General features: G+C 72.6%; 7 protein-coding genes. 4 read left to right on the forward strand and 3 right to left on the reverse strand.

Annotated elements, in window-relative coordinates; genetic code table 11:
* The first annotated feature begins 195 nt into the window (after positions 1 to 195).
* Both ACGFML_RS28625 and atpD read left to right on the forward strand, forming a co-directional pair.
* Entirely contained in the window at positions 196 to 672 is a 477-nt protein-coding gene (locus ACGFML_RS28625) for an ATP-binding protein (protein WP_393548645.1), read from the forward strand.
* 179 nt (positions 673 to 851) lie between these two features.
* On the forward strand, positions 852 to 2,270 hold the full coding sequence (atpD, locus tag ACGFML_RS28630; RefSeq protein ID WP_393548487.1) for a F0F1 ATP synthase subunit beta: 1,419 nt from the start codon (positions 852 to 854) through the stop codon (positions 2,268 to 2,270).
* A gap of 126 nt (positions 2,271 to 2,396) precedes the next feature.
* Here atpD and ACGFML_RS28635 read toward each other — a convergent pair whose 3' ends face one another.
* On the reverse strand, positions 2,397 to 2,729 hold the full coding sequence (locus tag ACGFML_RS28635) for a winged helix-turn-helix domain-containing protein (RefSeq protein WP_393548488.1): 333 nt from the start codon (positions 2,727 to 2,729) through the stop codon (positions 2,397 to 2,399).
* Between the two features lie 424 nt (positions 2,730 to 3,153).
* On the opposite strand from ACGFML_RS28635, the gene ACGFML_RS28640 reads away from it, so the two are divergent.
* A complete protein-coding gene (locus ACGFML_RS28640) occupies positions 3,154 to 5,901 on the forward strand; it encodes a LuxR C-terminal-related transcriptional regulator (RefSeq protein ID WP_393548489.1) in 2,748 nt (915 codons plus the stop codon).
* 93 nt (positions 5,902 to 5,994) lie between these two features.
* On the opposite strand, the gene ACGFML_RS28645 is transcribed toward ACGFML_RS28640, so the two are convergent.
* On the reverse strand, positions 5,995 to 8,607 hold the full coding sequence (locus ACGFML_RS28645; protein ID WP_393548490.1) for a LuxR C-terminal-related transcriptional regulator: 2,613 nt from the start codon (positions 8,605 to 8,607) through the stop codon (positions 5,995 to 5,997).
* Positions 8,608 to 8,835: 228 nt separating this feature from the next.
* Complete coding sequence (locus ACGFML_RS28650; protein WP_393548491.1) at positions 8,836 to 11,463, reverse strand: LuxR C-terminal-related transcriptional regulator; 2,628 nt, start codon at positions 11,461 to 11,463, stop codon at positions 8,836 to 8,838.
* Positions 11,464 to 12,276: 813 nt separating this feature from the next.
* On the opposite strand from ACGFML_RS28650, the gene ACGFML_RS28655 reads away from it, so the two are divergent.
* A complete protein-coding gene (locus ACGFML_RS28655) occupies positions 12,277 to 13,419 on the forward strand; it encodes a GDSL-type esterase/lipase family protein (RefSeq protein WP_393548492.1) in 1,143 nt (380 codons plus the stop codon).
* Positions 13,420 to 13,421: the final 2 nt, after the last annotated feature.

Below are 13,421 nucleotides of genomic sequence, written 5' to 3' on the forward strand. Positions count from 1 at the left end.
CATGCGCCCTGGGGGGTGTGCCCGAGGTGCGAGCGAGGGGCGAAGCCGGCGGACAGGGGCTCGACGGTGATGGTGGCTGCGGACTTCGAGCGATTTGGGCACAAAATGCTCATGCTCGGGGCGGGGTGCCGCGCTGACTCTGGAGCGGTAGTCCACACCACTTCGCTACCGAAGAAGGTGAGTCTCGTGTCCACGATGCGCCGGTCCGACGCAGCCGCCGGAGGGGAGGTGAGCGTCACCGTGCCCGTCCCCGGTGGGGGCCTGCTTGCTGCGGCGCCCGGCGGGGTGCCTCTCGCCGCGGTGCGCTTCGCCCTCGATCCCGGTCCGCTGGCTCCCTCTAAGGCGCGCCGCCTGGCGCGCTGCGCCTTGGCCGACTGGGGCGTCGGTCAGGAGTGGGGGCATGACGTCCTGGTGGTCGTATCCGAGCTGGTGACCAACGCGGTGGGGCACGCGACGCCCCCGGTTCATCTGTTCCTTGCCCCTGTCGGGGGCGCCGCGGCGCCGGGGGCGGTCCGTATCTCGGTGACCGACGGCGGCGCCGCGCTCACCTGCGGCGAATGGGTTGCCGGCTGCGGTGTCGAGGAGCGCGGTCGAGGACTGGCCATAGTGGAGGCCCTTGCCTCCGGCGCCGGTCGGCCGGGCGGGGGCCTGCGCCCGTACCGCGTGGAGTGAGGGCGACGGTCGGGCCGCGGCCGGGCGGCCCTTGTGACGGTGGGTGCGGTGTCGGGGTCGCTGCGGGGTCGCCTTCGAGATATATACAACCCAAGTTGAAAATCTATGGTTGTGCAACTATGGTTGTGTGTAATACGGGATGGGGCGAGCCTCATCCGCGAAGGCAAGGAGTGCCCCTCATGGCTACCGCCACTGACGTCACCGGCAGGGTTGCCCGCGTTTTCGGGCCGGTCGTGGACGTGCAATTCCCCCTGGACGGACTTCCGGAGATTCACCATGCGCTGCAGGTGGACGCGGATTTCGCGGGCGAGCGGCGCACTTTGACCCTTGAAGTGGCCCATCATTTGGCGGACGGCCTGGTGCGATGCATTGCCATGCAGATCACCGACGGTTTGGTCCGCCGGGCCCCGGTGACCGATACCGGCGCCCCGATCACGGTCCCGGTCGGCGAATTCACCAAGGGTAAAGTGTTCAATCTTCTCGGCGACGTGCTGAACGGGACGGAGGCGCCCGCCGACACTGTCGAGCGCCGGCCGATTCACCGCCATCCGCCCCGTTTCGATGAACTCGAGTCGAAAACGGAGATGTTCGAGACCGGCGTCAAGGTCATCGACCTGCTGACCCCGTATGTCAAGGGCGGCAAGATCGGTCTGTTCGGTGGTGCCGGTGTCGGCAAGACCGTGCTCATCCAGGAGATGATCTACCGCGTCGCCAACAACCACGACGGCGTCTCGGTGTTCGCCGGAGTGGGCGAGCGCACCCGTGAGGGCAACGACCTCATCGAGGAAATGACGGACTCCGGCGTCATCGACAAGACCGCGCTGGTCTTCGGTCAGATGGACGAGCCGCCGGGCACCCGTCTGCGCGTCGCGCTGGCCGGTCTGACCATGGCGGAGTACTTCCGCGATGTGCAGAAGCAGGACGTGCTGTTCTTCATCGACAACATCTTCCGCTTCACCCAGGCCGGTTCCGAGGTCTCCACCCTGCTGGGCCGTATGCCCTCCGCGGTGGGTTACCAGCCGAACCTGGCGGACGAGATGGGCCTGCTGCAGGAGCGCATCACCTCGACCCGTGGTCACTCGATCACTTCGATGCAGGCGATCTTCGTCCCGGCGGACGACTTGACCGATCCGGCTCCGGCCACGGCTTTCGCCCACCTCGACGCCACGACGGTCCTCTCCCGTCCGATCTCGGAGAAGGGCATCTATCCGGCGGTCGACCCGCTGGACTCCACGTCCCGCATTCTGGATCCGCGCTACATCTCGCAGGATCACTACGACTGCGCCTCACGCGTCAAGAGCATCCTGCAGAAGTACAAGGACCTCCAGGACATCATCTCCATCCTGGGTATCGACGAGCTCGGCGAGGAAGACAAGCTCACCGTCTACCGCGCCCGTCGTATCGAGCGGTTCCTGTCGCAGAACACCTACGTCGCCAAGCAGTTCACCGGCATGGAGGGCTCGACCGTACCGCTGGACGAGTCGATTCACGCCTTCAACGCCATCGCCGACGGGGCCTACGACCACTTCCCGGAGCAGGCGTTCTTCCTGTGCGGCGGCATCGAGGACCTTGAGCGGAATGCCAAGGCGCTGCTCTGAAGAAGCCCCGGCCCGGGGACGCTTGAGTGCGGCCCGGGCCCGGTGCCCGCCGGATTCGTTCCGACGGGCCGCTGCGCGCGGCGACCTGCCAGGACGGCGCGGACCGGAGTGGAGCCGCGGCTCTGCTCAGGAGGGCGGGAATTCGCTGGTGTGCTGTTCTCCGGCCCGGCGCGAGGCGGACACGATGTTCTGGAGGGCTGTGAGATGACCCTCCAGGGCGTGCCGTCCCGCGTCCGAGAGGTTGAGCCAGGTACGGGGCCGTTTGCCGACATGGCCACGTTTCACCTCGACGTACCCGCGGTCCTCCAGCTTGCTGACCTGCTTGGACAGGGCGGAGTCGGAGAGCCCGACGGTGTCGCGCACGAAGGCGAACTCTGCCCACCGCGCCGAGGACAGCACGGACACGATCGACAGACGGGTGGGATCCACCAGCGCGGGATCCACCGACGTCGGATCCATCGGCGTCGGATCCTCGGGAGTGTCGGTCACTGGCTGCCTGTTTCTGTGTGCGTGCCGGCAGCCGGGCCCGCAACCGCCGGTCCTCCGGGCTGAGCACGGTGGCCACGACGATCAGGGCGAGGATGCCGAGTGTGTGCCGGAAGGATACGTGATCGCCTCTTTGCCACGGGGGCCGGGACGGGCTCCCATAGCCGGCTCCGGTGGACCGCATGGGCCTTGCCGGGGCCCATCCGTGTGGACAGCGAAGCCGGGAGGGAGGCGCATCGCGCTGCCGGCGTCGTGGATCCGGCACCACGGGAGCAATCCTTACTCATGTGCAGATGGCCGACAGCGGACAAGCTAGGGGGTGGGCCGGCCAAGGTCCGCCCCTGCGGGGCGACCGGTCGGTCACCAGCGCAGGGCCACGACGAGCAGGGAGCATGAGGTGGCGTCCCCCCGGTCATCCTCGGGACCGAATGACAACGCACGTGAGGGCCCGGCGGCCGGTGCCCGTGACGGGGCGCTCCCCGCCGCGGCCGCTCGGCGCCACCGCTGGCCGTTCGCGTGCCGCGCCGAAGAGCTGGCCGCCTTCCGGACCCACCTCGACAGCGCCGCGGCCTGCGTGCTGCTGCTGTACGGCCCGGCCGGTGTGGGCAAGAGCCGGCTCGCGGAGGAGTTTCTGCGCGACGCGGAACGGTCCGGTCATCGCACCGAGCGAGTGGTGGCCACCACCGCGGACGCCGCGCTGCCGCTCGGGGCGCTCGGGCATCTGCTGCCGCCTGACGCGCCTGTTCACGACCCGGTGCGGACCTTCCATGCCGCGGCGGAAGCCTTCGCCTCGCCCACCGCGGACGGAGGCTCCCGGCGCACCGTGGTCCTGGTCGACGACCTCCCCCTGCTGGACAACGCCTCCACCGTGCTGCTGGGGCACCTGGTGCGGACCGGAGCCGTCCTCCTGGTGGGCACGGTGCGCACTCCGGTGCCGCCGTCGGACGTGGTGGAGTCCTTCGAGCACGAAGAGGGAAGCCACCGCCTGGACCTGGCCGCGTTCGACGCGACGGAAACGGCCGAACTCGTCCGCGGAGTCCTCGGCGGGCCGGTTGAGCACGCCACGCTCCGCACCCTGAGCCACGCCTCACGCGGCAACGCGCTGGTCCTGCGCGAACTGGTCGCCGGCGCCCTCGACTCGGCCGGGCTGGTGCGCGAGAACGGGCTGTGGCACCTCACCGGCCCGCTGACCGGTACACGCCGGCTCACCGAAATCGTCCACAGCCGACTGGCCGGCCTCGACGGACGCCGGCGCCGGGTGCTGGAGCTCCTCGCCCTGTGCGAACCTCTCTCTCCCGACGCCCTGGTGCACGGCGGCCACCGGGCGGAGGACGTCGAGGTGTTGGAGGAGGACGGGCTGATCCGCGTCCGGATGGACCGCAGGCGCGTCGTCTGCGTGCTGGATCACCCGCTCTACGGCCAGGTGCTGCGCCGCGGCATCTCCGCCGCGCGCCGCCGGGCGATCTACCGCTACCAGGCCGCCCACCTTGTCGAAATGGGCGCCCGCCGGCGTGAGGACGCGCTGCGCCTCGCCTCCTGGCGGCTGGCCGCCGGACTTCCCGTCGGCCTGGAGGCGCTGCTCCCCGCGGCCCGCATGGCGCGCCACGTACGCGACTACCCCAAGGTCGTCGAACTGCTCGCAGGCGTCCCGCGGGGCGACGCGGTCCTGGAGGTCTGGCTGCTGCGCGGAGAGGCATACCACCACACCGGCCGATGGGCGGAGGCCGAGGATTCCCTGAGCGCCGCGGAACGCCTCGCGGAGCGCCACGAGGACGTACTCACCGTCGCCATGGAACGCACCCAGAACCTCTACTGGGGGCTGGGCGACACCGCTCGCACCTTGGCGGTCAACGCCCGTGCCGCCAGTCGGCTGGACGCCGGCGGACGACGGGTGCTGCGTGTCAACGAGGCCGCCTATCGGCTCAACGCGGGCGCGGTTCCCGACGCACTGCGGCTGTTGGCCGACGCCGAGGACATCACCGTCCCGCGGCTGCGGCTGTGGGCACAGCTGCAACGCTCCCTCGCCCTCGGCTACGCCGGCCGCACCGGTGAGGCCGTGGACCTGGCCCGCGACGTGCACGAGGAACTCGTCGCGGCCGAGCGCGAACAGCGGCCGGGCAGTCCCTCGTCGCACGCCAGCGGGCCGGCCATCTATCGCGTCGCGGCGCTGACCGATGCCGGGCGAGGCGGGGAGGCGCGGGCAGTGGGCCGAGCGGCCTTCGCCCAAGCGGTGGCGGCCCGCGCCCTGGCACCGCAGATCTGGCTCGCCGCGCACCTGGGGCGCTGCGAGCTGGTCGCCGGTCACCTCCCTGCCGCGCACGACTGGTTCGCCGAGTCGCTGAGCATGGCGCGGGGCCACGGCTTCCGGCGGGCGGTGGTGTTCGCGGGCGCGGGGCTGGCCGCGGTGCACGCCCAGGCCGGGCGTGCCGACCTGGCCGAGCGCGAACTTGCCGCCACCAGCGGCCCGGAGGGCGAACGCCAACAGGCGTCCCGAATCATCCGGCAGCTCGCGACGGCCTGGCAGAACGCGGCCCGAGGAGCCCGCCCGGCGGCACAAAGGCTGTTGCTGGAGGCTGCCGCCGGTGCCCGGGCGACGGGCATGGCCTCATACGAGGGGTGGCTTCTGGCGGACGCCGCGCGGCTCGGCGCCGCCCGCGAGGTGCGCGCCCGGCTCGCGGAACTGGCCGCGGCCGGCGACAGCCCGCTCGCCGGGTCCAGGGCGGAGCTGGCCGCGGGACTCGCCGACGAGGACCACCGGATGCTGCACGCGGCCGCCGAGGAATGTGCTCGGCTGGGTTCCGACATGACGGGAGCCGAGGCCGCCGCCGGGGCGGCGGCGCTCGCGGCCCGGGCGGGGGAGTCGCGTACCGCCGCGGCCGCCGCGGTGTTGTCCCGGAGGCTGCTGGAGCGCTGCGGGACGGACCGTATGAGCGCACCACTGCGGCACCGGATCGAGGCCGTCCCGCTCACCGACCGCGAGCGGGACGTCGCACACTTGGCGGCGGACGGGCTGACCAGCCAGGAGATCGCCGCTCGGCTCGTGCTGTCGGTGCGCACCGTCGACAACCACCTGCAACGGGCCTACGCAAAGCTCGGAGTGAGCTCGCGAGGTGAACTCGACCGCGTGCTGCGATGGGGGGAATGACCGCGGTTGCGGCGGCGCGGGTGGGGACCGTCACCGTCACGGCGACGGGCGGCCTGCTCCGGCCCCCAAGGCAGCGCACCTGACGGCGCCGCGTCAGCCCGCGGCAAGCTCCCCGGGCGTGCGGTGCACCGCGTTCCGCAGCATCGTCCGGTCGTTGATCTCCAGTTTGGCGCAGATGCGCTGGACGTGATTGACGACGGTGCGGACCGCCAGGGACAGCCGCCGGGCGATCTCCTCACTGCTCAGGCCGCTCGCCGCAGCCAGCGCCACATCCAGCTCACGTCCGGTCAGCCGGCAGCGCACCGCCGGCGGTACCAGTCCGGGAGTACGGGCGCCACCGGGGCCCGTGAACGCCAGCGCGCGCTCCCGGGCGGCGCGGGCCGACGCTGCGGCGCCGGCCCTGGTGTGCGCGGTGGCGGCGGTGTTCCAGGCTTCCGCGGCGAGCAGCCCGGCCCCCAGCGAGGACAGCCGGCCCGCACACCACTCCAGTTGACCGGCGCGCCCGGTGGCCAGCGCCCGCGCCAGGTCCGCGCGTGCGGCGGCCAGTGCACTGTCCGAACCGGCCGCCAACTCCGCCAGCGGCGCCACCGCCTCCCGCGCCGCGCCCAGCCGGGCCGCGTCAGACCACAGGTGGGACTCCGCGGTGCGCAGCCCCCGCCGAGAGGCGTCCCCGGCGGCCTCGACGAGCTCGGCCCGGGCCCGCGCCGGCCGGCCGGTCGCTGCCGCGAGCCAGGCACTGACCATGGCCGCCTCCGGACGCCACCAGCGGCCCGGGCGCAGCGACTGAGCCTGCTCCCACCACAGTTCCGCGCGGTCGACCTCGCCGCACACCGCCGCGGTCAGCGCCTGTCCGCACAGACCCACCCACTCACCGGAGCGCAGCCCCACCTCGCGAGCGTGCGCGAGCACGCTGCTGTACCAGACCCGGGACTCGCCCAGCCTGCCTCCGAGGTAGCAGATCCAGCCCAGGTGCTCCGACAACCAGGTCTGGGCGAGCCCCGCGCCGGCATCGACCGCCTGGTCGTAAGCCTGCCGAGCCAGTTCCTCCGCCGCTGGCAGTGCCCCGGACTCTGCCAGCGCACGGGCCTCGGCGCCGATCAACAGCGCCGGGTGCGCCACGTCTTCGGCACCCTCCTCCGCCCGGCCGTGGGCCCGCGTCTGCCGGGCGGCCCGCACCGCGTCGCCCGTGCGGCCCGACTCCGTCAGGCTGTACACGCGCGGCACCGCCGCGAGGGCGGAAGCGGGGGTTCCGGGCGCCGCAGGGATGTTCCGCAGGGACCGCTCGGCGCGCCGTACGTCTCCCAACAGGCTCCACAGCGCGGCGTCGTTCGCCTCCAGAACAGCCACGTCGGGGTGACCGGCGAACGCCCGCCGGGCCGCGGAGTTGACCGCGAGCGCCTCGTCCACCCGCAGCAGGCCGAACGCCAGACTCTGGACGTGCACCACCACGGCGAGCAACCGGTCGTCGTCCTGAGTGGCCTCTTCGAGCGCCCGTCGCACCGTGCGCTCGGCCTCCCGCGGATGGCCGCCCTCGTACAGTTCCTCGGCCAGCAGCAGCAATGTGCGGGGCTCCGGGCGCACTTGGGCCAGTTCCCTGGCCAACCGCAGCGTGACCGCATGGTCCTGGGCCCGGCGGGCCAGTACGACCGCCCGCTCCAGCTCGCCCGGGTCCACGGAGTCGGCAGCTTCGAGGCGCCAGCACACCGAGCGCAGCAGCCCGGCGGGGCCGGGATCCAGCGCCCGCGGACGTGCGGCCTGGTCCCGCAGGATGCGACGGATTCGCTGCGCGGGAAGCCCCGCGCGCAGCACCTCCGGGTACAGCGGACCGGTCGGCTCGGCGCACTGCTGCGACCCCTCCGCCACGACGCGGAGCCAGCCCTCGTCCGCCAGGACCTCCGCAGAGGCCCGTTCCGCGGAGTCCAGCGCGAGGCGTCCGCACACCGCCATCCGCTGGAGGAACGCGCTGTGTGGCGGGTCGAGGCGACGCAGGCGGCTCTCGACCAGGGCATGGAGCCTCGGGGTGACGGTGAGCGGGCCCACCAGCCGCCACAGCGGCCCTTCCGGCACCAGTGCCCGCCGCCGCACCGCGTCGTCCACCAGTTCCCGCAGGTCGCGCGGTCGCCCCCCGCTGGCCTCGTGGAGCAGGCGCACCGCCCTGCGCTCGACCGAACCCTCCAGCACCCGTTCCAGGAGTTCTCCCACCACGGCCTGCGGTAGAGCCGCCAGGCGGACGGCGTGCAGGGCGTGCTCCGGCCACGGAGCGGCGGCACCCCGTGCGTCGGTCGTGGCGATCAGTGCGATCCGCCCACCACGCAGCCAGGACGCGAGCAGCCGGGCCGATGCGTCGTCGAGATGGTGTGCGTCGTCCAGAAGCAGCACGGGCCGTCCCCGCCCCGGCGACCCGTCGGTGTCGAGGGCGGGCGCACCGTCGGAGCCGCGCCGGAGCAGCGGGGCCAGCGCACCGAGGGGCACCGAGCGCGCGGCGGCGGTCGCCGTGACGCGGAGCCGGGGGTGTCCTCGGTGCCCGGCCCGCTGCCAGCACTCCTGAGCCAGTCTGCTGCGGCCGGTGCCGGACGGCCCGGTCACCAACACCCCGCCGTGGTGGGGGTCCTCGATGACGCGGCCCGCCTCGGCCAGCTCCGCATCGCGGCCGAGCAGCGGCCAGCACTGCTCGCGCCGGGGGCGGTCGGGAGTCGTCGTCTTCATCGGTGCTTCCTGCCATCGGCGGTGCCAGGACGCCGCGGCGGTCGGCCGGTGGCACCGCAGGCTGCCGATCATTGTGGGGGGGAACGGCCGGTCCCGAAGACCTGCCACGAGCATGCGTACCCCGCGCACCTGTCGCCCGTCAATGCCATGCGCCGCGGCCGGGCCACCCGCCGCACGCAGGACCGCCCGCGGGCCACGGCGCCCGTACGACTGCTCAGCGGGCACGGATCACCCACCGTCCCGCTGCGTCATCAGCACCCGAAGGTCCCGGCGGTTCACCGCCCCGACCTTCTGGTAGACCCGGTAAAGGGTGTTGCTGACCGTACGCACGGACAGGCACAGTTGCTCGGCGATCTCCTTGTCCGGCAACCCGCGGGCCGCCAGTCCGGCGATCAATCGCTCGCGGTCCGACAGGAGCGCCGAACGGCCGAGGAAGCGCAGCGGTGGAGTGTCCACCGGTCCGCAGTCACGCAACAGCTCCCGGGCCCGTGCGGTGGCTGCCGTGGCCGCCTTGACGCCACCGCAACGCTGGTGGAACCGGGCCAGTTCGGCGTACGCCTCGGCCGCGAACAGGCCGGCGCCCATCTCCGCGAAGGCCCGCGCCACCCGTCCCATCAACTTGGGCTCACGGGCGGCGTACGCCTCCGCGTAAGCCGCCCGCGTCTGCAGAAAGGTTCCCTCCAAGTGCAGTTCGGTGGCCGGGGGCACCGGGGTGGGCAGGGACAGCCGCGCGCACTCGTGCAGTCCGATGGCCGCGTCGGCATGTGCCGAGTCCTCCAGCGCCCGCGCCACCGCATCGTGCAGGACCCGCTCGGCGAGGGCCGTCTCCCCCCGCTCGTGGTGCCGCCGGGCCCGCACCACCGCCAGGAACATCGCGCAGTGCCCGGCCTCGTCCGCGGTCAGGTCGTCGGGCAGCCGGTCCGTCACCCGCCGGTCCAGCGGCAGTGAGCTGATCGCGAGGGCGGCGTGGATCCCCGCCTTGACGTGCCACTGCCGCCATCCCACCCGGTAACTGGAGGTGAACGTGAAGCACTTCAGGGCGCCCTCGATGTTGCCGCGATCATGCAGCAGGTGTCCCAGCGCCAGGCCACGCTGTGCGTCGATGCGCACGTGGTGGTTCTCCACGGCCTGCGCGTACTCGCGCCAGTAGATCTGTTCCGCCTCGTCGAACCTGCCGCAGTAGTGAAGAGCGGAGGCGTGCAGCTCCTCCAGGGAGTCGGCGTGGAATTTGGCGGGGCCGCCGGGCGTGCGGTCCAGCTCCGAGCGGAGCGTGCGATACAGGCACAGCGCCTGGTCCGGCAGCCCCATGTGACACAGCGACCCCATCATGATGAGCCCGGCCTCCAGGGCGTGGACGTCGGGCCCGTTGCGGCGCAGTGCCTCCGCCCGCGCGTGCGCCTCGCCGAAGCGGCCCTGGAAGTACCGGGCGGCCATGCGGTAATAGTCCTGTTCGCCCTCCGGCAGGAGCGGTAGCACGGCGTCCAGCTCCGCGTACCGGGCCTGGAGCAGCAGTGCGCGTGCCTCGGCCCGCTCCAGGGCACGGGCGTATTGGGGAGCACTGCTGTGGACGGTCGCGACGAACTCCGTCAGCTGCGCGAACTCGGCGCCGGCGGTCAGCGCCCAGGCGTGGAGTTCGGCGGTGTCCTCACCCGGGTAGTGCTGCCAGCCCGCCTTCGTGAGCCGGATGGCACTCGGCAGCACCTGCTCGCGCAGACTCTGCTCGACCGCCCGGTCGAGCAGCGCCCTGGGCGGCCGTTCGAGGGCGTCCAGATGCCATTCGGCCAGGCGCAGGCAGTCGTCGTCCCGCATCATCTCCGCCGGTCCGCCGTGCGCCGCGAGCCAGTCCCGCAGCCGGCGCCGTCGGCGCAGCGGCGGAAGGCCGCAGGACAGCGCGTAGCGGACCAGCGGGTGGGTGATGCGTACGCGCGGTTCACCGCAGCCGGCAGGGGAGCCGTCGACGGTGCGCAGCAGATCGCGCTGCTCCAGTTCCTCCAGCTGTTCGGCGTCACAGAAGCGCTCTACCGCCGCCAGGCGCGGTTCCCCGGCCAGGGCCACCAGCTCCAGGACCTCCCGGCCCACCGGCCCGAGCTGCTGCAACTGAGGGTCCACGAGCTCCAGTACGGACGGCGGTACGGGCAGTCGTTCATGGAGGAAATGCCAGCAGCCCTCCGACCGCACCAGCAAGCGCTGCTCGACGGCCGTGCGGGTAACCTCCCGCAGGAGCCGGGGGTTGCCGGCACACAACTGTGCCAGCCGGGCCGCGCTGGTCTGCCCCAGCCCGTCTTCGAGCAGCGAATCCGTCAGTTCCTTGACGTTCGTCGCGTCGAGCGGTTGCAGGTCCATGCGCACCAGCGCGTGGTCGCTCCACAGTGCCTGGATCTCCGGTGGGAGGGGCTGCCCGTCGCCCGTCACCGAGAGCAGTACCTTGCCCGCCGGATGACGCGCCGCCTCGTACACCAGGGGCCACAGCGCGGGTCCCAGCAGGTCCGCGTCGTCGATGCTCAGCAGCCAGGCGCACGCCGGGTCCCGCCCCGTGGCCCGGAGCAGATCGGCCAGGGCCCGGGCAGCGGGGGAGGGGCGCCGCCCCGTGTCCTGGCCGGAGACCGTCGCGTCGGCGCGCGGGTGCAGGCTGACGAGCTGCCGGCGCGGGGCCAAGGCCCGGGCCTCGTGCAGCAACCGGGACTTGCCGATGCCGGCCGGGCCGGCGACCAGAACGCCGCGCGGACCCTGCCGGGACGACAACACGCGACGGATCTGCTCCAGTTCGCCGACCCTGCCCACGAAGGGCTGGCCGGTGGCGAGCACCGGCTGCGGGCGGGCGACCGGGGAGTGAGGGGGCAGCGGAAGAGTATTCATGAGTTCCTGTGCTGAGAATCAGGACCGGCCCGTCGACGGCCGGGCAGCACGACGCGTGCGGAAGACGGGAGCAGGCCACCGGGGTGACGGGACGCTTCGGGGCCGGGTACGGAGCAGGGGCGCAGCGGCTGCCGGGGCGTACGCGCCGCAGCGGTCGGGCGCCGGGGTGTGCGTGACCGGGCGGTGAACCGGGAGCTCAGCGCGGTGACGGACGGATGCGGAGACGGTGGCGCCGGCCACGCGGCGGCCCACCGACCGCCCGTCCCGGCGTCGGTGGGGTGCGCCGGATTCGGTGGCGTGCTGGTGCGGACATGTCCCCACCTCCTCCTCGGGTCCGGGGCGGCCGCGGGCGAGTGCGGGGCGGCGCCAAGTGATCAATGGTCCCGGCCAGTCTCGGTATCCGTCCCGGCACCGACCAGGGGAGCGATTACTCAACTCCGTACGAATACTCCGTGTACGGGCGGCGGAACTGCCCGTACCCGCGGCATTGTGGCGCCCGGCAGCCCCCTCGGCCAGTACCTCGTGCCCAGGACCCGGCGCAGCGCCGGGCCGCGCCGCCCCGCGTGTGCGTCCGGCGAAGAAACGCTCGCCGGACGCACGCCTTTGAGTAGCCGTTGCTCCACCGGCGACCGCTTTCCGGGCCGACCCTGGGGCCACCGCACCGGCCGGGGACCTGTCGGCAGCACAACGGCAGCGTCCCGGCGGACGCAGAGGCCCGGTCCGAACCGCCGGGACCCGGAGTGGGTGCGTCCGCCCTCGGCGTCTCCGGGCGACGTGCGCCCCCACACCTCTCGATCCGAAGGCACCGAACCTATGCGCCGAGCCAGACCCCGCCCCCTCGCCATGCCCCAAGTCCTTGCCCTGCTGTGCATCGCGGCCGCGACGTGCGTGACACCCGCGCGGGCCGAGGCGGCGCCGGCCGGGCCGACCGCCGTCGTCTCACTGGGCGACAGCTACATCGCGGGCAACGCCGGCCGGTGGCGCGGCAACAGCGACGACCCGTTCGGCGACCGCAGCGGTACCGACCGCGCCGCGGTGCCCAACGGATACGACCCGGGCAGGGTCTACGGGACCACCGACGGGGGCTGCTTCCGGTCGGACGTCGCCGAGATCAAGAGCACCGGTATCCCGGTGGACCAGGCCATCAACCTCGCCTGCTCCGGTGCCGAGTCCCCGAACATCTGGCGGCTCTCGCACGGCGGGCAGTCTCTTGAGGGCGAGCGGCCCCAGGCGGATGCCCTGGCCGAGGTCGCGCGTTCGCACCGTGTGCGGATGGTGGTGCTGTCGGTCGGTGGCAACGACGTCGGATTCGGCGACATTCTCCAGGCGTGCATGACCGGCTACCTGACCGGGTCCGGCAGTTGCCGCACCGCCCAGCAGGCCGAGGTGCAGGCGCGGTTCGCCACCGCCATGGCGGCGGTCGACAAGTCCGTCAAGGAAATCCGGGCGGCGATGGCCGGGGCGGGATACGCCCCCGCGGACTACCACCTGGTCGTGCAGTCCTACCCGTCCCCGCTGCCGCGCGGGGCGGAGATGCGCTATCCGGAGTCCGGGGCGCGGACATACGAGGGCTGCCCGATGTTCAACACCGACCTCGACTGGGCCCGGGACACCCTGATGCCACGCATCACCGACGGGCTCCGGTCCGTGGCCCAGGCCAACGGCACCGACTTCCTCGACCTGAGCGACGCACTACAGGGACGCGAAGCCTGCTCCAAGAGCACGCACATGGCCGACGCGGCACACCCGCCCTCCGCCGCAGGCAGTGACTGGGCCCGCTACTTCAACACCGGAGCCCTGCAGGGGGAGCTCAAGGAATCCCTGCACCCCAACGCCTACGGACAGATCGCGCTGGGCCGCTGCCTGGGCCGTATCTGGAACGCCGGAGGCGGCATGTGGAAGTGCCGCAACACTCCTGGCCAAGGCCATGACGCCATGTACCTGACTGCGGGCTGAAG

Origin of the sequence: Streptomyces sp. NPDC048650 (assembly GCF_043199095.1) — a bacterium.
In the GTDB taxonomy this organism is placed as follows: domain Bacteria; phylum Actinomycetota; class Actinomycetes; order Streptomycetales; family Streptomycetaceae; genus Streptomyces.